We start from the raw sequence: 20,609 nt of genomic DNA, 5'->3' as shown, positions 1-20,609 counted from the left end.
TTTCCCTGCGCTATCGTCGCTGACAAGGAGTGCGCAAAGATGACCGCTCACGCTAACGCGTCCGTATTGCCGCTCGCCTGTACCTCGTTTGCCGTGTTTCTCAGCTATCTGACCGCCGGACTGGCACTGCCGGTGATCCCGCTGTATGTGCATCAGGAACTGGGCATGAGTAACCTGATGGTGGGCATTGCAACCGGCAGTCAGTTTATTGCCACCCTGCTGACGCGCGGTTTTGCTGGCCGGCGTGCGGATCAGCAGGGAGCACGCGCTACCACCCGCTACGGTATGCTGACGATTGCGCTGACAGGGGCTGCTTATGCCGCCGCCGTGCTGCTGCCGATCGCACCCGGCGTGCGCTTTATGCTGCTGATAGTGGCGCGTCTGCTGCTGGGCGTAGGGGAAAGCCTGCTGCTGACCGGTAATCTGACCTGGGGGCTGGGGCTGGCGGGGGCCAGGCGCTCTGGTCTGGTCATGTCCTGGAACGGAATGGCGATTTATGGCGCGCTGGCGGCAGGCGCTCCGCTGGGAGTGCTGATGTATCAGCATGGCGGACTGCTGGCTATCAGCGGCGCGGCGCTGCTGCTGCCGCTGCTGGCTCTGATGGTTAACGGCTGGATCCGTGCGGTGCCGGTTGCCGGCGGCACGCGGCCGTCGCTGTGGAGCGTTATCAGCGCCATTTTTTCACCGGGGCTGGTGCTGGCGCTGCAGGGCGCCGGTTTCGCCGTAATCGGCACCTTTACCTCGCTCTATTTTGCTGCTCAGGCGTGGGGACACGCCGGCTTTGCGCTCACCGCCTTTGGCTGCGCTTTTACCGGAGTGCGGATCCTCTTTGGTCATCTGCCGGATCGCTATGGCGGGAGCAGGGTTGCGCTGGTGTCACTGCTGGTGGAAGCGCTGGGTCTGCTGCTGCTTGCCGTTGCCACCTCAGGCTGGCTGGCGCTGGCGCTGGCGGGGGCGGCCCTCACCGGCTGTGGCTGCTCGCTGATCTTTCCGGCGCTGGGGGTTGAAGTGGTGCGTCGCGTCGCGTCGCAGATACGCGGTACTGCCCTGGGCGCTTTCTCTGCCTTTCAGGATATCGCCTATGGGATCAGCGGCCCGCTAACCGGACTGCTGGCGACGGCGTCTGGCTATGGCGCCGTCTATCTGGCGGGCGCGCTCTGCGCCGTGGCCGGTTCCGTTATCACCTGGTGCTGCGCACGCCGTGCGCCAGTAGCATAACCAGCGTGTCGCAGGCGCTGGCGATCTCAGCCGGTGTCAGCGCTGCGAAGCCGAGCAGCCAGCCAGGCTGCGGCGCAGCCGCATGGTATAGCGGGGAGAGGCGCGGCAGCAGCAGACCCGCAGCCTCAGCCTGCTGCGTCAGCGCGGCCTCATTGCCCTGCAGTAGCGCGACAGTCAGTTGCAGACCACCGTTTGCCGGAAGCGGGCGCAGCCACGGCTGCATACGGCTATGAATCTCCTCCAGAAGCCGGTCGCGCCGGTAGTGATAGAGCTGCCGCATCAGCCGCAAATGGCTGGCAAAATGGCCCTGCTGCAGAAATTCAGCGGTGATAGCCTGCGGCAGCAGCGCGCTATGCCCATCCAGCACGCTGCGCGCCCGGCCCAGCGGCTCAGTCAGCTGCGGCGGTACCACCATCCACGCCAGGCGCAGGGAGGGAAACAGGGTTTTGGAAAAGGTCCCCAGCGAGATGACCCTGCTGTCGTGCGTCATGCCCTGCAGCGCCGGAGCAGGCCGATCACCGTAATGAAATTCGCTGTCGTAATCGTCCTCAATCAGCCAGCTGTTATGCTGCTGCGCCCATGCCAGCCACTCCAGCCGTCGCGGCAGGCTCATTGCTATACCGGTTGGATAGTGATGCCCGGGCGTCAGGTAAACCAGCCGGGCGCGACCGGAGAGCGGGATCGCGCCGTTTTCATCCAGCGGCATCGCCCGGCAGTGCGCGCCTGCGGCAAGAAAGGCGTTACGTGCCCCCGGATAGCCAGGATCCTCCAGCCAGACTTCATCGTCCGGATCCAGCAGCAGCAGCGCCAGCAGCAGCAGCGCCTGCTGCGAGCTGGTCAGGATGATGACCTGTTCCGGACGACAGCGCATACCGCGCGACAGGCTCAGATACTCCGAGACCGCCTCGCGCAGCGGCAGATAGCCGAGCGGATCGCCGTAGCCCATTACGCGGCTGCCGAGCCGGCGCTGCACATTGCTGCTGATGCGCCGCCACTGCGTATGCGGGAAAGCCCGTAAATCGGGCGATCCGGCGGCAAACGCGGCGGGGAAGGGCGGATCCTGACAGCCGCCGGTCGCCAGCAGCTGCAGGCCACGCTGCGAGAAGTGCGGTGCCCGGCGGGTTGACGGCGTATCTGGCGGCGGAGCCAGCGTAATCGCGACAAAAGTACCGCGTCCGGTGTGGCGCTGCAGATAACCTTCGCTTTCCAGCTGCGCGTAGGCCGCTTCCGCGGTTACGCGCGCGACTGACAGCTCTGCGGCCAGCTGACGGCTGGAGGGAAGCTTCTCACCGTGGCGCAGCTGGCCGCTGACGATCGCCTGCCGCAGGGCGCGACAGAGGCGCTCGCGTCGTCCACCCTGCGCCTGCTGCTGAAAAAGCGTGGCCAGTTCCTGATACATAATGGTCTTATTACTCTGACAGAAAGGGTCTCATTGCAGAGACCAATTTGCCGTAAAGTGGGTGCACATCGCAACAGGAGAAGAGTATGTCCGCTGTCTTACACTATCCCGCCGCCAGTGCGGAAGAGAGTTACGCCTATCTGCAGCAGAAGCTGAGTTATTACACCGATGCCTGGGATCTGGCAGAAGACCTGGCACGCGGCGAGGCTGCCATTGTTGTTTTTGATGCCCGCAGCCCTGAACACTATGCTGCAGGACATATCTGCGGTGCGCGTTCGTTTCCTCACCGTACCATCAGCGCACACAGCACGGCGGCGCTCGATCGCAGCAAGGTCTATATCACCTACTGTGACGGCATTGGCTGCAATGGCTCAACCAAAGCGGCACTAAAACTGGCAGCGCTGGGATTTCAGGTTAAAGAGCTGATTGGCGGGCTGGATTTCTGGAAGCGCGACGGACATCCGCTGGCAGGGGGAACCGCCGCGGGAGAGTGGCCACAGCACGGTGCTGCGGCCGGGTGCGGCTGCTGACTCAGGCCAGCAGCCAGAGCAGAAACAGCACCACACCCACCGCGATGATCAGCGACAGCGCCGGGCGCTGCGCCAGCGGCCGCGGCAGGATCTCTGTAAACGGTGCCCATATAGGCTGTGGCTGGCGCGCACTGTCAGTCAGCGGCAGCGTATCACCACGCTCAGCCCGGCGGCTGAAAAGCTGATTCAGCAGATCCTGACACTGCGCGGCGGTCAGCACGGTTTGCGGCGTCGCCTGAAAACGCTGCTGGCTGTAATCCTGCAGCAGCTGCTGTTCATCACGATTCAGCGGCTGTTTCAGCGAGCTTTCCAGCAGCTGCAGCGTGGGTGCGCTGTGCTGCCCCAGCGTCTGGCGTACCTGCAGATACTGCGTCAGCAGCGGAAAGTGCCGCGACGGCACCGGATCGCCGCTTTTAAGATTCACCAGCTTCAGCGCGTCGGTCAGCAGTTTTACCGGCGACTCGCCGGTCGTGGCCGCCAGCCGCGTCACCTGCTGGTTCAGCGCCTGCTGCTCCGCCGGCAGCAGCGTGCGATCGGTACTGCGGCTCTGCTGCGGCTGCGGGATCGCCATCTGGCCGTTCTGCAGCATGGTCAGCACCTGACGCAGCTGATCCTGGCTCAGCGCACTCAGCACCGTCTGGTTAAACTGCTGGCGGATAAAGTCGCTTACCGCCTGACGGTTGTTGCCCTGCGGCAGTTTATCCTGCAGCTGCTGGAGCAGCTGGCGCGTGGCGTGACTGTCCTGCACCTGACTCAGGCGACGATTAAGGTGCTGTTCAGCAGCCGGAAAATGGCGCGACTGAAAGTCAGCATCGCTCTTCACGCCCACTTCATGGCGTACGCCCGCCCACAGCTCAGGCGCTTTCAGGGTGCTGAGAGACATAATGCGTACAATGAGCCGTTCCAGCGTGGTGCGCTGCGCCGGAGAGAGAGGCTGTTCGCCAGCCGGACCGCCGGGGCGAGCCGGGCCGGAAGCACCGGTAAGCGCAGAACGATCGCCCGCGGGCACACCGGGACCGCTGAGAGGTTGCATGGCGGAATCCTTGAAAAACGAGTCAGATCCGGGTGCGCCGGAAAAAGAGGGGCATATGATAGCAAAAGCCCCCGGGAAATCCACGGGGGCTGATATCAGAAAAGCGAGAAGATGCGGATTTATTCCGCCTCTGCCGCTCTGAAGCGGCTGCGACGCCAGCGTTTCCAGACGAATGGCACCACCAGGACTGCGACCGCCAGCACCAGCAGCACTTTGCAGATGAGACTCTCCCACAGAATAGGCAGGTTGCCGTTACTGATTGAGAGCGCACGGCGCAGGTTCTGCTCCAGCATTTCCCCCAGCACAAAGCCGAGGATCAGCGGCGACATCGGGAAATCCATCTTGCGCAGGATATAGCCGAAGATGCCTAATCCCACCATCAGCAGCAGGTCGAAGGTTGTGCTGTGCACCGCATACACGCCGACGGCGGAAATGGCGGCGATCGCAGGTACCAGGAACCAGAGCGGGATGGTCAGCATACGGGCAAAGATATTGATCATCGGGATATTCATGATCAGCAGCATCACGTTGCCGATCAGCAGTGCGGCAATCAGGCCCCAGACAATGTCAGGCTGTTCGATAAACATCGCCGGACCCGGCGTAATGTTATAAAGCGTCAGCGCGCCTACCATCACCGCCGTGGTACCGGAACCCGGAATGCCCAGCGTCAGCATCGGAATAAATGATCCACACGCCGAGGCATTATTTGCTGCTTCCGGTGCTGCCACGCCGCGAATATCCCCCTTGCCGAACTGGTCACTGCCGCTAATCTTCTTCTCCGTCATATAGGCGATAGCGCTGGCGATAGTGGCACCCGCACCCGGCAGCACGCCAACGAAAAAGCCCAGAAAGGAGGAGCGCAGCGTGGCGCCGGTTGCCTGGGCCGCTTCTTTCATATTGAACATCATGCGGCCGCTGGCGCGTGCGACTTTCTTGCCCCCGCTGGTGGACTCCAGCATCAGCAAAATTTCGCTGACCGAGAACAGGCCAATCACCACCACCACAAACTGAATGCCGTCGGAAAGGTGAATGCTGTCGAAGGTAAAACGATAAACACCGGTATTCGCATCGACGCCCACGGTAGCCATGCTCAGACCGATCAGGGCGGCCAGGAACGATTTCAGCGGGTTGTGGCTCATCATGCTGCCGAGGCAGGCGATGGCAAACACCATCAGGGCAAAATATTCCGCCGGACCAAATGCCAGCGACCAGTTCGCCAGAATCGGGGCAAACAGAATGATGCCGATGATGGCGATGGTGGAGCCAACAAACGAGCTAACGGCGGAGATAGAGAGCGCTACGCCCGCTTTACCCTGCTGCGCCATCGGATAGCCATCCAGTGCGGTCATGATAGCACCTGCGTCACCCGGCACATTCAGCAGAATTGAAGAGATACGTCCGCCATATTCACAGCCGATATAGACAGTAGCCAGCAGGATCAGCGCTGATTCAGCCGGCAGGTGCAGAGCAAACGCCAGCGGCATCAGGATCGCCACGCCGTTAATCGGGCCCAGCCCCGGCAGTAAGCCGACAATGGTGCCGATAAAGCAGCCGATCAGGGCGATCATCAGGTTCTCCGGCGTCATAGCGACGGCGAAGCCCTGCATCAGAAAAGACCAGGTATCCATTATTGACTCCTGTTAACTCAGCCAGCTGCCCATCGGCAGCGTTACGTCAAGCAGCCGGTCGAAGGCGTAAAACAGCGCCACGCCCATCACCACGCCAGAGATCGCCGCCGCCCACCAGCGCGCACCAAACAGCAGGCCGATACCAAAGGTCAGCAGGGTCGTGCAGAGCGGAAAGCCCAGATGTTCGAACTGCCAGCCATACGCCATCAGCAGAATGCACAGGACAATCAGTTTTTTAAACGTGGTGGCTGATGGCCACTGTATGACATCAGGCTTGCGCAGCAGCATCATGACGGCGCAGATCGCCATCAGCCCGAGCAGCAGCAGCGGGAAAGGGCGCGGACCGACCGGCTCATAGCTATATTCACTCTGGATCTGCCAGCCGATAAACAGGCCGGCAATACAGAGCGCCAGCCAGACGGCGGCAAAAATACGATCGCTCATTATCGCCTCCGCTATTTCGCCAGCCCGAACGATTTCGCTTTTTCACGATAGTCAGCGACCTGTTTTTTCACGTAAGCATCCAGCTCGCTGCCAAACATGTTGAATTCAAACAGGCCGCGCGCGTCGCGCTGCTGCTGAAACTCTTTGGTGGCAACCAGTTTTTTAAACGAATCTTCCCACCACTGGTACTCCGCATCGCTGACTTTAGGACCCAGGTAATAACCCCGGATCACCGGCCATTCAACGTTAAAGCCCTGCTCTTTAGCGGTGGGGATATCGGCCAGATTTCCCGGCAGACGTTTGTCGCTCATCACCGCCAGCACGCGCATTTTGCCGCCCTGCAGGTGTGGCACCATTTCACTCATATCACCGGACACCACCTGAATATGGTTGCCAAGCAGCGCGGTCACCGGCTCGCCGCCACCTTCAAAGGCGACATAGCGCATTTTGCGCGGATCGATACCGGCTTCACGCGCCAGCAGCGCGGTTTTCATCCAGTCCTGACTGCCGATGGAGGCGCCGGCGCCTACGACGACTTTATTAGGATCGTTTTTCATCGCCTCCATCAGCTCGCCCAGCGTTTTCCACGGCGCGTCGGCGCGTACCGCCACCATGCCGTAGTCAGTGCCGACGGCGGCCAGCCACTTCACGTCGTCCACGGAATAGCGGCCAAATTTGCCCTGTGACAGATTAAGCAGCGACCCGCCGGAGAAGGCTACCAGCGTACCCGCTTCGGCCGGGCGCTGCGCAATGATGGCGTTATAGGCCACTGCGCCGACGCCGCCTGGCATGTAGGTTACGCGCATGGGCGAGGTGAGCTGGCCGGTCTCCTGCATCGAGACCTGGATCAGCTTACAGGTCAGGTCAAAACCGCCACCGGGTTTGGCCGGGGCGATACACTCGGTGCGCTGTGGTACCTCTGCCAGCGCAGAGGTTACTGAAAAAGCCAGCAGGGATGAGGCGAGGACGAGAAGGCCTGTTTTTTTCATGGTTCGCTCCAGTCATTCTTCCAGATTGTGATTGCTACCGAACATTTTCGGTTGCTGAATTGTTAAAGGAGTAACCTTTCATTTACCTTTCAGCTATCAGCAAAAATGACAGGATGTGATATGCGTCTCTTACTGGTGGAAGACACCACTGAACTGGCCTCATGGCTGCAAAAGGCGCTCACGCAAAAAGGGTTTGCTGTCGACTGGGTCGCGGACGGGCTGGCCGCCGATCATATATTGCAAAGTGAGGACTACGCGCTGGTGGTGCTGGATGTGTCACTGCCACGGCTGGATGGCCTGGCAGTACTGGCGCGGCTGCGCAAACGCGGACAGAACGTGCCGGTGCTGCTGCTGACGGCACAAAGTACGCTGGCGCAGCGGGTACAGGGCTTAAACGGCGGCGCCGACGACTACCTGACCAAGCCGTTTGAGCTGGATGAGCTGGATGCGCGGCTGCGCGCGCTGCTGCGCCGCAGCCACGGGCAGACGGCGCAGACGCAGCGGCTTGGACAGCTGGAACGCGATAGCGAAGGCTATTTCCTGCTGAATCATAAACCGCTGTCGCTGACGCCGCGCGAATCGAGCGTGCTCTCCACGCTGATGCAGCGGCCGGGACGACCGGTATCGCGCCAGCATCTTTATGAGCAGACGTTTACGCTGGCCGACGACGCCAGCCCGGAGAGCATTGAGCTTTATGTGCATCGGGTGCGCAAAAAGCTCTCCGGCAGCGACGTGGTGATTGTGACCCTGCGCGGGCTCGGCTACAGCCTGGAGCAGCAGCCGTGCGACTGATGCACTCGCTGCGCGGTGAACTGCTGCTGTGGCTGGGCGTACCGCTGCTGCTGCTGTGGGCGCTCTCGGTCTATACCCATTATCAGAGCGCGCTGCAGGCAGCAAACCAGGCCTATGACCGTTCACTGCTGGCGTCAGCCCGTACCGTGGCGGAAAGGCTGGTGGTACGTCAGCGCCATCTGGAGGTTGATGTGCCCTGGGTAGTGCTGGACAGTTTTGAGCGTAATATGAACGACCAGCTCTTCTATCAGGTTATTTCCCCGCAGGGAAATACGCTCTCCGGCTATCCCGATCTGCCGCTGCTGCCGCGTAACGCGCCGCTCTCTGAGGCTTACCCGGCGCTGGTGCACTTTTATGACGCGCACTACCGCAGGCAGCCGATTCGCGTGGCGGCGCTATGGCAGCCGGTGAATGAAGAGGGGGTAGAAGGCATGGCGCTGGTGCTGGTGGCGGAAACGCTGAACTCCCGGCACGCCTTTGCCGACAGCCTGCTGCGTACGGCGCTGATCAGCCAGAGTTTCCTGGTGCTGATCACGCTGCTGCTGGCGGGGATGCTGCTGCGCCGGGTGCTGCGGCCGCTGCGCCGGCTGTCGCGGATTATGCTGCGCCGTGCGCCAGGGGAGCTGACGCCCTTGCCGTCGCTGGTACCCTGGTCAGAACTGCAGCCGCTGATTGTGGCATTTAACCGGCATCTGGAGCGGCTGCGCGGGCTGCTGGCGCGGCAGGAGCGCTTCAGCGCCGATGTGTCGCACCAGCTGCGTACGCCGCTGACCATTTTGAAAACCCAGGTCAGCGTGGCGCTCAGCAGTGACGATCCGCAGCAGTGGCGTGAGAGCCTGCAGGGCATGCGCCACACGCTGAACGATACCGTAGAGCTGACTGACCGGCTGCTGCAGCTGGCGCAGATCAAGGCGCGCCACGGCGAAGATAAACCCTTTACCCGCGTTGATCTCAGTCAGATTGTGCAGCAGGCGTGCCTGAGCGGCTATACCGCCGCGCGGCACAAGCAGATTGATTTAGGTTTCGAGGGCGAAGAGGCATGTCGCGTACAGGGAGACGCGCTGCTGCTGGCTGAACTGTGCGCCAACCTGCTGGATAATGCGATTAAATATACGCCGGCGCAGGGAACGGTAACGGCACGGCTGCAGGGGCATCAGCTGGAGATTGAAGACAGCGGCCCCGGTATAGACGCTGCGCAGCAGCAGCAGGCGCTCCAGCCGTTTGCACGTCTCGATCCCAGCGGGCAGCCTGGTGCGGGTATCGGGCTGGCGCTGGTGAAAGATATCTGCGCCTGGCACGGCGCGCGGCTGCGTCTCGATCGCAGCCCGCAGCTGGGCGGACTGCGGGTCACCGTCAGCTTTCCCTGATGGCCGGCTGGCGCAGCGGCGTCTTCAGCCGCTGCGCCAGGATCACGCCGGTAAGCGTAATACCGCCGCCAATCCAGTGATAGCTGTGCAGCTGCTCATGCAGAAACAGCACCGCAATAAGCGCTGTAAATACCGGCACCACGTTCATAAAGATACTGGTGGTGCTGGCACCCAGCCGCTGCACGCCAAGGATCCACAAAAAGGGCGCCACGATCGAGGCAAACAGCCCGGCAAACAGCACCAGCGGCAGGTTCTGCTGCGTCAGCGCGACCTCCGGCGCGAGCAGAAAGCCCGGCAGCAGCAGCACAACACCGAAGAAAATCTGCACATAGAGGCTTTGCCAGGTGGGGAGCGGGATCGCCCAGCGTTTGGTCAGCACGCCATAGAGCGCATAAGAGGTGGAGGCCGCCAGCATCATGACTTCGCCATTGCCGGGTCGCTGCGCCAGCAGCTGAGCCGGGTTGCCGCCGCTGACCAGCCAGACCAGCCCGATAAACGAGAGAATACCGCCCAGCAGAATACCGCGCGTGGGAGCCAGACGCAGCACCAGCAGGCTGAGCAGAATCGTCAGCAGCGGAATGGTGGCGCCCAGTATGCCCATCATCACCGCCGACACGCTATGCGCCGCATAGTAGGCAAGGCTCTGATAGAGCACCATGCCAAGCAGCCCCAGCAGCAGCAGCTGGCCGAGGTGGCCTTTTATGGTGCGCCGATGCCGCCATACGCCGCGCAGGCAGAACGGTGTCAGCACCAGCAGCGCCAGCAGCCAGCGATAAAATGAGATAGCGGCGGGATCGATAGCGTCAGCCGAAAGTTTGCTGACGATGGTGTTGACTGACCAGATCAGCACCGCAATGAGCGGAAACAGCAGATTCATAACAGGCTCCGTAAAAAAGTGCCGCCAGCATACGTTTGACCGGTTTAAAACAGATAGTTAAAATCGGACAATATTTGTTAATGACCGGACAGAATGACTATTCAGGTTGCCTATTGCCCGCCAGCCGACGCGCCGCGCATCTTTATGCGTTATGAGCAGACGCATGCCCGCACCGAGTATCTGCCGCATCAGCATGCGTGGGGCCAGGCGATTTTTGTTACCCGCCACGTGCTGGAGCTGGACATTGAAGGCGAGCGCCTGCTGGCACCGGCTGAGATGCCGGTATGGATCCCTCCCGGCCAGCGACACAGCAGCTATAACCACTGTCAGGCACAGTTTCGTACCCTGAATCTGGCAGCCGAACTGTGTCACGGCCTGCCGGCGCGCGCCTGCCTGCTGACGGCGGATGCGATAACGCATGCGATTATGAATGAGTTCGCGCAGCGCGCGCTGGCGCAGCCGCAGAGCGAGGCGGAGTGGCGCCTGTGTGATGTGCTGCTGGATCGCCTGCGCCAGGCACCCGCGCATACCAGCTATCTGCCCGCCTCAGATGATAAGTTTCTTGCACCGGTGCTGCGTGCGCTGGAGGAAAATCCCGGCGACAACACCACGCTGGCGCAGTGGGCGCAGCGCGTGTTTACCACAGAACGTACGCTGGCGCGGCGCTGCCAGCAGCAGCTGAAAATGTCCTTTAGCGAGTGGCGGCAGCGGCTGCGTTTTCTGCGCACGCTTGCGCTGCTGGAGCAGGGCAAGAGCGTGCAGGCTATCGCTCATGAACTCGGCTATAGCTCCGCCTCGGCGCTGATTGTCATGTTTCAGCAGCAGGCGGGCACCTCTCCGGAACGCTATCGCAGCCGGTTAGGCTAACAGGCGCCTTTGTGGCACACTAGCCGGCGTTCATTTCCCGCAGACAGGACTTCCGCCGTGAAAATTCTCGTTGATGAAAACATGCCCTATGCCCGTGAACTCTTCAGCCGCACCGGTGAGGTGGTTGCCGTACCGGGCCGTCCGCTGCCTGAAGCGGAGCTGCGCGATGCCAGCGCGCTGATGGTGCGCTCAGTCACCCCGGTCAATGCGGCGCTGCTGGCGGGCACGCCGGTAAAATTTGTCGGCACCGCCACAGCCGGCACCGATCATGTGGATCAGCCCTCGCTGCAGGCGGCCGGTATCGGCTTTTCCGCCGCACCGGGCTGTAACGCTATCGCGGTAGTGGAGTATGTCTTCTCTGCGCTGCTGCTGCTGGCTGAACGCGACGGCTTTGCGCTGCGCGATCGCACCGTGGGTATCGTGGGCGTGGGTAACGTCGGCAGCCGTCTGCAGGCGCGACTGGAAGCCTGGGGTGTTAAAACGCTGCTGTGCGATCCGCCCCGTGCCGATCGCGGCGATACCGGGCCGTTTCATACGCTGGAAACGCTGGTGGCACAGGCGGATATCCTGACGTTTCATACGCCGCTGAATAAAGAAGGGCGCTATAAAAGCTGGCACCTGGCGGATGCGGCGCTGCTGATGGCGCTGCGGCCTGACACTATTTTGATTAACGCCTGCCGCGGCCCGGTGGTTGACAACGCTGCGCTGCTGGAAGTGCTGAAAATGCGTGGCGATCTGCGCGTGGTACTGGATGTATGGGAGCCGGAACCCGATCTCAGTCTCGATTTGCTGGCGCGCGTGGATATCGCCACCGCCCATATCGCAGGCTACACGCTGGAGGGTAAAGCGCGTGGCACGACGCAGGTCTTTGAAGCCTGGAGCGCGTTTATCGGCCAGCCGCAGCAGGTGGCGCTGGAGAGTCTGCTGCCGCCGCCGGAGTTCAGCAGCATCACGCTGCACGGTGAACTCGATCAGGCAACGCTGAAACGACTGGCACACCTGGTGTATGATGTGCGCCGCGACGACGCGCCGCTGCGTAAAGCAGCAGGCCAGCCGGGCGAGTTTGACCGGCTGCGCCGGCAGTATGAGGAGCGCCGCGAGTGGTCTTCGCTGCAGGTGATCTGCGACAGCGCCGACAGCGCCAGCATGCTGAAGCAGCTGGGCTTTAGCGTCAGCCTGCAGGGGCAGCCATCCTCTCTCCCGGAATGATGCGCCACGGCGCACAGCGGGAACGAATCTGAATTATGAGGCGGTATCATTACCGCCTTCTGTTTTTATGTCATTGTCTGGAGTAAACCAACATGTCTGACGGCTGGAATATTGCGCTACTGGGCGCAACAGGCGCCACAGGAAACGCTGTACTGGAACTGCTGGCGGAACGCCAGTTCCCGGTTGGTGAGATCCATCTGCTGGCAAGCGAAAACAGCGCGGGTGAAACGCTGCGTTTTGCCGGCCGTTCGGTGCGCGTACAGGATGCGGCTGAGTTCGACTGGACCCAGGCGCAGCTGGCGTTTTTCACTGCCGGTCGCGAGGCGTCAGCCCGCTACGCAGAAGAGGCGGCGAGCCAGGGATGCCTGGTGATCGACAGCAGCGATCTGTTCGCGCTGGAGCCGGATGTGCCGCTGGTGGTACCGGATGTGAACCCGCAGGTGCTGGCGGACTACCGTAACCGTAATATCATCAGCGTGGCAGATGCGCTGGTAAGCCAGCTGTTATGCGCCATCAAGCCACTGGTTGAAACCGCCGGGCTGAGCCGCATTCAGGTAACAAACCTGCTGTCAGTATCCAGCCAGGGCAAAGCTGCCGTGGATGGACTGGCAGGCGAGAGTGCGCGCCTGCTGAATGGCATTCCGCCTGACGAACACTATTTTGGCCGTCAGCTGGCATTTAACCTGCTGCCGCAGCAGGCAGACAGCAGCGGCAGCGTGGCAAGTGAACGTCGCGTCGTGGAGCAGGTGCGTAAAGTGCTGCAGGATGAGGGACTGCCGATTGCCGTGAGCAGCGTGCAGGCGCCGGTGTTTTACGGTAATGCGCAAATCGTTTATCTGGAAAATCTGCGTCCGCTCTCTGCCGAAGAGGCACGTGATGAACTGGCGCGTGCGGAAGATATCAGCCTGAGCGAAGAGGGGGATTACCCGACGCAGGTGGGCGACGCCTCCGGTAATGAAGTGCTGAGCATTGGCAGCCTGCGCAACGACTACGGCATTCCGGAGCTGCTGCAGTTCTGGTCGGTGGCGGATAACGTACGCTTTGGCGGCGCGCTGATGGCAGTGAAAACGGCGGAGAAGCTGGTGCAGGAGTATTTCTACTGATGCAGGCGGAGGCGACAACCCTGAAGCTGGCGCTGGGCATTGAGTATGACGGCAGCCGCTACTATGGCTGGCAGCGGCAAAATGAAGTACGCAGTGTGCAGGAGAAGCTGGAGAAAGCGCTGGCGAAAGTAGCGAACCATGACGTCAGCGTGTTTTGCGCTGGGCGGACAGACGCAGGCGTACACGGCACCGGTCAGGTAGTGCATTTTGAAACCACTTCCCGGCGCGCTGACAGCGCCTGGACGCTGGGGGTCAATGCCAATCTGCCGGATGATATCGCCGTACGCTGGGTAAAAGCGGTGCCGGAGAGCTTTCACGCGCGCTTCAGCGCGACCGCGCGACGCTACCGCTATGTGATTTATAATCAGCGGCTGCGCCCGGCTATTCTCGGCAACGGGCTGACGCACTACTACCATCCGCTGGACGCAGAGAAAATGCAGCGTGCCGGTCAGCATCTGCTGGGTGAAAATGACTTCACCTCGTTTCGTGCCGTTCAGTGCCAGTCGCGTACGCCATGGCGTAACGTGATCCATCTGAACGTCATACGGCAGGGGGCATTTGTCATTGTCGATATCAAAGCGAACGCCTTCGTGCACCATATGGTGCGTAACATCGTCGGCAGCCTGATAGAGGTTGGCAATGGCAATCAGCCGGAGAGCTGGATAGCGGATCTGCTGGCGGCAAAAGATCGCACGCTGGCAGCGGCAACCGCGAAAGCGGAAGGGTTATACCTGGTGGCGGTGGATTACCCGTCCCATTTTGCGTTACCACAGCCTGCGCCGGGACCACTGTTCCTCGCAGATTAATTTTTAACCGTAGGGTGTCAGGGAGTTAGCTGGTATGGAGTTTATCCATTTTGTTGTCGATTTTATTCTGCACATTGATGTGCACCTGGCCGAACTGGTGGCGCAGTATGGCATCTGGATCTACGCCATCCTGTTCCTGATCCTGTTTTGCGAGACCGGTCTGGTGGTAACGCCATTCCTGCCGGGTGATTCGCTGCTGTTTGTGGCAGGCGCGCTTGCTGCCTTACCGGGCAACGACTTAAACGTGCATCTGATGGTCACGCTGCTGGTTATCGCTGCTATCCTCGGCGATGCGGTGAACTACACCATTGGCCGCCTGTTTGGTGAGAAGCTGTTCAGTAATCCGCAGTCTAAAATCTTCCGCCGCAGCTATCTCGATAAAACCCATGCGTTCTACGATCGCCACGGCGGTAAAACCATTATACTTGCGCGCTTTGTGCCAATCGTGCGAACCTTTGCCCCCTTCGTGGCGGGTATGGGACATATGTCCTATCGCCACTTTGCGCTCTTCAACGTTACGGGCGCGCTGTTGTGGGTACTGCTGTTCTCCTATGCCGGCTATCTGTTTGGCGATCTGCCGGTGGTGCAGGAGAACCTCAAGCTGCTGATTGTCGGCATTATCGTGGTATCGATACTGCCAGGCGTGATTGAAGTATGGCGTCATCGCCGTCAGGCGCGTCAGCAGAAATCGCAGTAAGCCCGTCACCAGATTTTTATCCACAGCGTGAACAGGTTGTGGTTTAATGAGCGACATTTACGGCCTGCTGAAGGTGATTTCAGCAGTAACGAAAAGACTGGACCAGGTCAGCATTAAACAGAAAGGTCATCAATGAGCTGGATTGAACGCATACTGAATAAAAGCACCACGACGCCTACGCGCAAAGCCAGCATCCCGGAAGGGGTGTGGACCAAGTGCGACAGCTGTGGTCAGGTGCTCTACCGCGCCGAGCTGGAGCGCAACCTTGAGGTCTGCCCGAAGTGCGACCACCACATGCGTATGCACGCGCGCGAGCGTCTGCATAGCCTGATGGATGAAGGGTCGATGGTTGAGCTGGGAAGCGAGCTGGAGCCAAAAGATCTGCTCAAGTTCCGCGACTCCAAAAAGTATAAGGATCGTCTGGTAGCGGCCCAGAAAGACACCGGCGAAAAAGATGCGCTGATCGTCATGAAAGGCCAGCTGCACGGCATGCCGGTTGTGGCGGCGGCGTTTGAGTTTGCCTTTATGGGCGGCTCGATGGGCTCAGTCGTGGGCGCGCGCTTTGTGCGTGCCGTAGAGCAGGCGCTGGAAGATAACTGCCCGCTGATCTGCTTCTCGGCCAGCGGCGGTGCACGTATGCAGGAAGCGCTGCAGTCGCTGATGCAGATGGCAAAAACCAGTGCGGCCCTGGCGAAAATGCAGGAGCGCGGTCTGCCTTATATCTCCGTGCTGACTGACCCGACCATGGGGGGCGTTTCTGCCAGCTTTGCGATGCTGGGCGATCTCAACGTGGCGGAGCCAAAAGCGCTGATCGGTTTTGCCGGTCCACGCGTGATTGAGCAGACGGTACGTGAAAAGCTGCCGCCGGGCTTCCAGCGCAGTGAGTTCCTGATTGAAAAAGGCGCGATCGACATGATCATCCGTCGTCCGGAAATGCGCTTTAAGCTGGCCAGCCTGCTGGCAAAAATGATGAACCTGCCGGCTCCGCAGCTGGATGGCGAGCCACCGGTGGTGGTGGAACCAGAAAGCAACGACGCCTGACAGGCAACCGAAAGGCGCAGCGATGCGCCTTTTTACTTTCATTCCGTACATCCCATTATTCAGTGAGCAGCCGTGCCGGTTCCTGCCTGTTGATAGCCATCAGCCGCGCGCAGGCCTCTCTTTCCGCCGCTGCGCTGAACGATGAGCTGTACTACGCAACAGACGGGACTCATGAACACGCATCAGCCTCCTCAGGGCACGTCGCCGCTGGCCACGTGGCTTCACTATCTTGAGCATCTTCACTCACAGGCGATTGAACTGGGTCTGGATCGTATTCAGCGCGTTGCCGCGCAGCTTGACCTGCTGAAACCCGCTCCCTTTATCTTTACCGTCGCCGGCACCAACGGCAAAGGCACCACCTGCCGCACGCTGGAAACGCTGCTGATGGCAGCAGGCTACCGTACGGGCGTCTACAGTTCGCCGCATCTGGTGCGCTACACCGAGCGCGTACGCGTGCAGGGTGCGGAGCTGCCGGAGGCGCAGCACAGCGCCAGCTTTGCTGAAATCGAGGCGGGGCGTGGTGATACCTCGCTCACCTATTTTGAATTTGGCACGCTCTCTGCGCTTAATCTGTTCCGCCAGGCGAATCTTGACGTGGTGATCCTCGAAGTCGGACTGGGTGGCCGTCTTGATGCCACCAACATTGTTGATAGTGATGTGGCGGTGATCACCAGTATCGCACTCGATCACACGGACTGGCTTGGCCCCGACCGCGAGAGTATCGGGCGGGAGAAAGCGGGTATTTTCCGCGCCGGTAAACCTGCCGTAGTGGGCGAAGCGGAGATGCCAGCAAGCATCGCTGCGGTGGCAGCAGAGACCGGTGCCGTGCTGCATCAGGTCAATCGCGACTGGCAGTGGCAGGGCGGTAGTGATAGCTGGATGCTGCAGGATGCGCAGGGTGAGCTGCGCGATCTGCCGCTGCCGCAGGTGCCGCTGCCGAATGCGGCCACGGCGCTGGCTGCGTTACGCGCATCGGGTCTGCAGGTGCCTGACGCCATTATCCGCGCGCATCTGCCGCAGGCGGTACTGGCAGGGCGTTTCCAGACCATAAGCCATGCGCCGCAGGTGATTCTGGACGTCGCGCACAACCCGCACGCGGCTGCCTGGCTGGCGTCGCGTCTGGCAGCGCTGCCCGCGGGCGGATCGGTTCATGCGGTAGCGGGTATGCTGCACGACAAAGATATTGCCGGTACGCTCGCTGCGCTGGCGCCGCAGGTGACGCACTGGTACTGCGCGCCGCTGGCGGGTCCGCGTGGCGCATCGGCAGAGGAGCTGCTTGCGCATCTGGAGAGCGGTACGGCGTATACCAGCGTTGATGCGGCGTGGCGGGCGGCGCGTGCGCAGGCCAGCCGGCAGGATGTGATTCTGGTGTGTGGGTCATTTCACACCGTAGCACAGGTTATGGAATCGATGGCAGCGGAGAACGGCAGTGGCGAGTAAGTTTCAAAATCGGTTAGTGGGCACGGTGATCCTGGTGGCGATTGGTGTCATTGTGCTGCCGGGCCTGCTGGACGGTAAGAAAAAGCATTATAAGGAAGAGTTTGCAGCGATTCCGCTGGTGCCAAAACCTGACGATCAGCAGGATAGCGAAATGGTGCCGCCGGTCACGCAGCCGCTGCCGTCGCAGCCGCCGGAAGGCGCCGGTGCTGCGCAGCAGTCAGCGACCACTCAGGCCACGCAAAATCCGGCCGTCAGCGGCAGCGCGCAGCCGGTGCAGAACAGCCAGCCGAGCGTAGTCACGCCACCGGCGGTGCATCAGCAGACGCAGCCCAGAACCCAGCAGAAACCTGCTGAGCAGACGAAACCTAAAACCACCGAGCAGAGCAGGCCGAAGCCGGCAGAGCAACCGAAGCCGAAGCCGGTGGAGACGCCAAAACCCGCAGAGCAGCCAAAAGCAGCGGAGCAGAGCAAGCCGGCAGAAACGTCGAAGCCAGCCAGCGCGCCAGCGGGGCAGGCGTATGTGGTACAGCTTGGCGCACTGAAGAACGCTGCGAAAGTGGACGAGATTGTGGCGAAGCTGCGGCTCTCTGGCTACCGCGCCTTTACCGTGCCGTCATCGCCGGTGCAGGGGCAAATCACCCGTATCTACGTCGGACCTGACGCCTCTAAAGCGAAGCTGCAAAGTTCGCTGAGCGAGCTGCAGAGCGTTTCCGGACTGGGCGGCGTGGTGAAACCCTATAGCGTGCGCTGACAGGCTGATAAGCCACGCCGATAGCAGTAACAGGCGTGGCTTATAGCGCGTAAATGCCGGGTTAAAGCAGTTAATTAACTTTAAAATCAGCTAGTTAAATATTGCTGATAGTAACGGGCGAAGGAATTATTTTTCCTCGCCCTTTTTCATCACCGCGAACGGGAAAAGGCTACGCAAACGTTTTCTTTTTCTGTTAGAATGCGCCCCGAACTGGATGCAGGGGTGCGAAGCACTGTACTGGAAGCGTTCATGATCTGGATTGATTACGTCATTATTGCGGTAGTTGGTTTTTCGGCTCTGGTCAGCCTGATTCGCGGGTTTGTCCGGGAAGCCTTATCTCTTGTTACCTGGGGATGCGCGTTTTTTGTCGCCAGTCATTACTACGCCTACCTGGCAGTCTGGTTTACAGGTTTTAACGACGAACTGGTTCGCAACGGCATCGCAATTGCGGTGTTATTCGTTGCCACCCTGATTGTGGGTGCCATCGTGAACTATGTGATCGGCTCGCTGGTTGAGAAAACCGGCTTGTCGGGAACCGACAGGGTGTTGGGGGTCTGTTTCGGGGCGTTGCGTGGCGTGCTGATTGTTTCCGCCATTCTTTTCTTCCTTGATACATTCACCGGCTTTTCAAAAAGCCCGGACTGGCAACAGTCTCAGCTCATTCCCCAGTTCAGTTATATCATCAGGTGGTTTTTTGATTACCTGAAAAGCACGTCAAGTTTTTTACCCCGGTGACACCATCGGGAGTGCGGCTAATGAGGAAATGACAATATGTGCGGTATTGTTGGTATCACCGGTTTTATGCCAGTAAACCAGTCGATCTATGACGCGTTAACGGTGCTGCAGCACCGCGGACAGGATGCCGCCGGCATTTGTACTATCGATGCGCTGAACTGCTTCCGTCTGCGCAAAGCAAATGGTCTGGTCAGCGACGTGTTTGAAGCGCGCCACATGCAGCGTTTGCAGGGCAATATCGGTATCGGCCACGTGCGTTACCCTACCGCCGGCAGCTCCAGCGCCTCTGAAGCGCAGCCATTTTACGTTAACTCCCCTTACGGTATTACGCTGGCGCATAACGGCAATCTCACCAATGCGCATGAGCTGCGCAAACAGCTGTTTGAGACCGGTCGCCGTCACGTTAATACCACCTCCGATTCAGAGATCCTGCTCAACATTTTTGCGCAGGAGCTGGATCGCTTTCAGCACTATCCGCTCGATGCGGAAACCATTTTTGCCGCGGTAGCGGCAGTGCATCAGCAGGTGCGTGGCGCTTATGCCGTGGTGGCGATGATTATCGGACACGGTATGGTGGCGTTTCGCGATCCGAACGGGATTCGTCCACTGGTGCTCGGCAAGCGCGACATGCAGGATGGCCGCACAGAGTATATGGTTGCCTCGGAGAGCGTGGCGCTGGATACGCTGGGATTTGAGTTCATTCGTGACGTTGCGCCGGGTGAAGCGGTCTATATCACTGAACAGGGCCAGCTTTCGACCCGCCAGTGTTCAGAGGACCCGAAAAGTAATCCCTGCCTGTTTGAATATGTCTATTTTGCCCGCCCGGACTCTTTCCTGGATAAGATTTCCGTCTATAGCGCGCGCGTGCGCATGGGCACCAAGCTCGGGGAAAAAATTGCCCGGGAGTGGGAAGATCTCGATATCGACGTGGTGATTCCGATTCCGGAAACCTCGACCGATACCGCGCTGGAGATTGCGCGCATCCTGAACAAGCCCTACCGTCAGGGATTTGTGAAAAACCGCTATGTGGGCCGCACCTTTATCATGCCGGGCCAGCATCTGCGCCGCAGCGCCGTTCGCCGTAAGCTCAACGCCAACCGTGCAGAGTTCCGCGATAAAAACGTGCTGCTGGTGGATGACTCTATCGTGCGCGGTACGACCTCTGAACAGATTATCGAGATGGCGCGCGAGGCGGGTGCTAAACGGGTTTATCTCGCGTCGGCTGCACCGGAGATCCGCTTTCCAAACGTCTATGGCATCGACATGCCAAGCGCTACCGAGCTGATTGCCCATGGCCGTGAGGTGGAGGAGATCCGCAAGCTGATTAAGGCGGATGCGCTGATCTTCCAGGATCTGAACGATCTGATCGAAGCGGTACGCGAAGAGAATCCGGACATTGAGCAGTTTGAGTGCTCCGTCTTCAACGGCGTTTACGTCACTAAGGATGTGGATCAGCAATACCTCGAGTATCTGCAGTCGCTGCGTAACGACGACGCCAAAGCGCTGCAGCGTCAGAACGAAGTGGAAGGGCTGGAGATCCATAACGAAGGCTGATTGAGCTTTTATCCGGCACTCCCGCGGGGCAGGCGAAAGTCTGCCCCGTCTGTTTTGCGCTTTTTCACCGGGCGCCAGCGCATTTTTGCCTGTGGCAGGCTATCATTGCCGATTCTGAACAGAGTAAGG

General features: G+C 60.2%; 20 protein-coding genes. 14 read left to right on the top strand and 6 right to left on the bottom strand.

What is annotated here, in order from left to right; all coding sequences use genetic code 11:
- Positions 1-39: 39 nt before the first annotated feature.
- Complete coding sequence (locus B4056_RS09980) at positions 40-1,218, top strand: arabinose transporter (RefSeq protein WP_288654582.1); 1,179 nt, start codon at positions 40-42, stop codon at positions 1,216-1,218.
- Here B4056_RS09980 and B4056_RS09975 read toward each other — a convergent pair.
- On the bottom strand, positions 1,181-2,617 hold the full coding sequence (locus B4056_RS09975; RefSeq protein WP_288654580.1) for a PLP-dependent aminotransferase family protein: 1,437 nt from the start codon (positions 2,615-2,617) through the stop codon (positions 1,181-1,183). The genes B4056_RS09980 and B4056_RS09975 overlap by 38 nt on opposite strands.
- An 86-nt stretch (positions 2,618-2,703) precedes the next feature.
- On the opposite strand from B4056_RS09975, the gene B4056_RS09970 reads away from it, so the two are divergent.
- Positions 2,704-3,147: a rhodanese-like domain-containing protein gene (locus B4056_RS09970; RefSeq protein ID WP_094111105.1), complete on the top strand. Its 444-nt coding sequence runs from the start codon at positions 2,704-2,706 to the stop codon at positions 3,145-3,147.
- A 1-nt stretch (position 3,148) separates the two neighbouring features.
- On the opposite strand, the gene flk is transcribed toward B4056_RS09970, so the two are convergent.
- From flk to B4056_RS09950, 4 genes are all read right to left on the bottom strand, one after another.
- On the bottom strand, positions 3,149-4,180 hold the full coding sequence (flk, locus tag B4056_RS09965; protein ID WP_288654578.1) for a flagella biosynthesis regulator Flk: 1,032 nt from the start codon (positions 4,178-4,180) through the stop codon (positions 3,149-3,151).
- A gap of 119 nt (positions 4,181-4,299) precedes the next feature.
- Positions 4,300-5,808, bottom strand: coding sequence for a tripartite tricarboxylate transporter permease (locus tag B4056_RS09960; RefSeq protein WP_094111107.1), 1,509 nt, complete (start codon positions 5,806-5,808; stop codon positions 4,300-4,302).
- A 12-nt stretch (positions 5,809-5,820) separates the two neighbouring features.
- Positions 5,821-6,252, bottom strand: a complete 432-nt coding sequence (locus tag B4056_RS09955) for a tripartite tricarboxylate transporter TctB family protein (protein ID WP_094111108.1) — start codon at positions 6,250-6,252, stop codon at positions 5,821-5,823.
- A gap of 11 nt (positions 6,253-6,263) precedes the next feature.
- Positions 6,264-7,241 (bottom strand): Bug family tripartite tricarboxylate transporter substrate binding protein, encoded by a 978-nt coding sequence (locus tag B4056_RS09950; RefSeq protein ID WP_039379130.1) that lies wholly within the window; start codon positions 7,239-7,241, stop codon positions 6,264-6,266.
- Positions 7,242-7,361: 120 nt separating this feature from the next.
- Between B4056_RS09950 and tctD the strand changes: the two genes are divergently transcribed.
- Together tctD and B4056_RS09940 are read left to right on the top strand one after the other, a co-directional pair.
- Positions 7,362-8,033, top strand: a complete 672-nt coding sequence (gene tctD / locus B4056_RS09945) for a transcriptional regulator TctD (protein WP_150034173.1) — start codon at positions 7,362-7,364, stop codon at positions 8,031-8,033.
- Positions 8,024-9,400 (top strand): sensor histidine kinase, encoded by a 1,377-nt coding sequence (locus B4056_RS09940; RefSeq protein ID WP_094111110.1) that lies wholly within the window; start codon positions 8,024-8,026, stop codon positions 9,398-9,400. Before tctD ends, B4056_RS09940 begins: the two co-directional genes overlap by 10 nt.
- Here the strand turns inward: B4056_RS09940 and B4056_RS09935 are convergent.
- Positions 9,387-10,277, bottom strand: a complete 891-nt coding sequence (locus tag B4056_RS09935) for a DMT family transporter (protein WP_113655384.1) — start codon at positions 10,275-10,277, stop codon at positions 9,387-9,389. The two genes, B4056_RS09940 and B4056_RS09935, sit on opposite strands and share 14 nt — an antisense overlap.
- A 93-nt stretch (positions 10,278-10,370) precedes the next feature.
- Here B4056_RS09935 and B4056_RS09930 point away from each other — a divergent pair, with 93 nt between their 5' ends.
- From B4056_RS09930 to purF, 10 genes are all read left to right on the top strand, one after another.
- Positions 10,371-11,144 (top strand): AraC family transcriptional regulator, encoded by a 774-nt coding sequence (locus B4056_RS09930; RefSeq protein ID WP_094111111.1) that lies wholly within the window; start codon positions 10,371-10,373, stop codon positions 11,142-11,144.
- Between the two features lie 57 nt (positions 11,145-11,201).
- On the top strand, positions 11,202-12,353 hold the full coding sequence (gene pdxB / locus B4056_RS09925; RefSeq protein WP_288654573.1) for a 4-phosphoerythronate dehydrogenase PdxB: 1,152 nt from the start codon (positions 11,202-11,204) through the stop codon (positions 12,351-12,353).
- 92 nt (positions 12,354-12,445) lie between these two features.
- Entirely contained in the window at positions 12,446-13,456 is a 1,011-nt protein-coding gene (locus B4056_RS09920; RefSeq protein WP_065648816.1) for an aspartate-semialdehyde dehydrogenase, read from the top strand.
- Positions 13,456-14,262: a tRNA pseudouridine(38-40) synthase TruA gene (gene truA / locus B4056_RS09915; RefSeq protein ID WP_039379116.1), complete on the top strand. Its 807-nt coding sequence runs from the start codon at positions 13,456-13,458 to the stop codon at positions 14,260-14,262. Before B4056_RS09920 ends, truA begins: the two co-directional genes overlap by 1 nt.
- A gap of 34 nt (positions 14,263-14,296) precedes the next feature.
- Positions 14,297-14,959: a DedA family protein gene (locus B4056_RS09910; RefSeq protein ID WP_039379114.1), complete on the top strand. Its 663-nt coding sequence runs from the start codon at positions 14,297-14,299 to the stop codon at positions 14,957-14,959.
- A gap of 132 nt (positions 14,960-15,091) precedes the next feature.
- Positions 15,092-16,000, top strand: a complete 909-nt coding sequence (gene accD, locus B4056_RS09905) for an acetyl-CoA carboxylase, carboxyltransferase subunit beta (protein ID WP_039379111.1) — start codon at positions 15,092-15,094, stop codon at positions 15,998-16,000.
- Between the two features lie 171 nt (positions 16,001-16,171).
- Positions 16,172-17,440: a bifunctional tetrahydrofolate synthase/dihydrofolate synthase gene (gene folC / locus B4056_RS09900; protein ID WP_288654571.1), complete on the top strand. Its 1,269-nt coding sequence runs from the start codon at positions 16,172-16,174 to the stop codon at positions 17,438-17,440.
- Positions 17,430-18,191, top strand: coding sequence for a cell division protein DedD (gene dedD / locus B4056_RS09895; protein ID WP_104085233.1), 762 nt, complete (start codon positions 17,430-17,432; stop codon positions 18,189-18,191). Before folC ends, dedD begins: the two co-directional genes overlap by 11 nt.
- Before the next feature lie 249 nt (positions 18,192-18,440).
- Entirely contained in the window at positions 18,441-18,926 is a 486-nt protein-coding gene (gene cvpA / locus B4056_RS09890; protein ID WP_039379104.1) for a colicin V production protein, read from the top strand.
- A gap of 36 nt (positions 18,927-18,962) precedes the next feature.
- Positions 18,963-20,480, top strand: coding sequence for an amidophosphoribosyltransferase (purF, locus tag B4056_RS09885; RefSeq protein ID WP_094111116.1), 1,518 nt, complete (start codon positions 18,963-18,965; stop codon positions 20,478-20,480).
- The last annotated feature ends 129 nt before the right edge of the window (positions 20,481-20,609 follow it).

The sequence above is a fragment of the Pantoea sp. UBA7232 genome (assembly GCF_002473195.1).
In the GTDB taxonomy this organism is placed as follows: domain Bacteria; phylum Pseudomonadota; class Gammaproteobacteria; order Enterobacterales; family Enterobacteriaceae; genus Pantoea; species Pantoea eucrina.
The sequence above is the reverse complement of the archived record's forward strand: the minus strand, read 5'-3'. Positions and strand labels throughout refer to the sequence as shown.

Bases quoted from the DNA above. Each gene is read 5' to 3' on its own strand.
- B4056_RS09980 (WP_288654582.1), top strand. From the start codon at position 40: ATGACCGCTCACGCTAACGCGTCCGTATTGCCGCTCGCCTGTACCTCG.
- B4056_RS09975 (WP_288654580.1), bottom strand. From the start codon at position 2,617: ATGTATCAGGAACTGGCCACGCTTTTTCAGCAGCAGGCGCAGGGTGGA.
- B4056_RS09970 (WP_094111105.1), top strand. From the start codon at position 2,704: ATGTCCGCTGTCTTACACTATCCCGCCGCCAGTGCGGAAGAGAGTTAC.
- flk (WP_288654578.1), bottom strand. From the start codon at position 4,180: ATGCAACCTCTCAGCGGTCCCGGTGTGCCCGCGGGCGATCGTTCTGCG.
- B4056_RS09960 (WP_094111107.1), bottom strand. From the start codon at position 5,808: ATGGATACCTGGTCTTTTCTGATGCAGGGCTTCGCCGTCGCTATGACG.
- B4056_RS09955 (WP_094111108.1), bottom strand. From the start codon at position 6,252: ATGAGCGATCGTATTTTTGCCGCCGTCTGGCTGGCGCTCTGTATTGCC.
- B4056_RS09950 (WP_039379130.1), bottom strand. From the start codon at position 7,241: ATGAAAAAAACAGGCCTTCTCGTCCTCGCCTCATCCCTGCTGGCTTTT.
- tctD (WP_150034173.1), top strand. From the start codon at position 7,362: ATGCGTCTCTTACTGGTGGAAGACACCACTGAACTGGCCTCATGGCTG.
- B4056_RS09935 (WP_113655384.1), bottom strand. From the start codon at position 10,277: ATGAATCTGCTGTTTCCGCTCATTGCGGTGCTGATCTGGTCAGTCAAC.
- B4056_RS09930 (WP_094111111.1), top strand. From the start codon at position 10,371: ATGACTATTCAGGTTGCCTATTGCCCGCCAGCCGACGCGCCGCGCATC.
- B4056_RS09920 (WP_065648816.1), top strand. From the start codon at position 12,446: ATGTCTGACGGCTGGAATATTGCGCTACTGGGCGCAACAGGCGCCACA.
- truA (WP_039379116.1), top strand. From the start codon at position 13,456: ATGCAGGCGGAGGCGACAACCCTGAAGCTGGCGCTGGGCATTGAGTAT.
- B4056_RS09910 (WP_039379114.1), top strand. From the start codon at position 14,297: ATGGAGTTTATCCATTTTGTTGTCGATTTTATTCTGCACATTGATGTG.
- accD (WP_039379111.1), top strand. From the start codon at position 15,092: ATGAGCTGGATTGAACGCATACTGAATAAAAGCACCACGACGCCTACG.
- folC (WP_288654571.1), top strand. From the start codon at position 16,172: ATGAACACGCATCAGCCTCCTCAGGGCACGTCGCCGCTGGCCACGTGG.
- cvpA (WP_039379104.1), top strand. From the start codon at position 18,441: ATGATCTGGATTGATTACGTCATTATTGCGGTAGTTGGTTTTTCGGCT.
- purF (WP_094111116.1), top strand. From the start codon at position 18,963: ATGTGCGGTATTGTTGGTATCACCGGTTTTATGCCAGTAAACCAGTCG.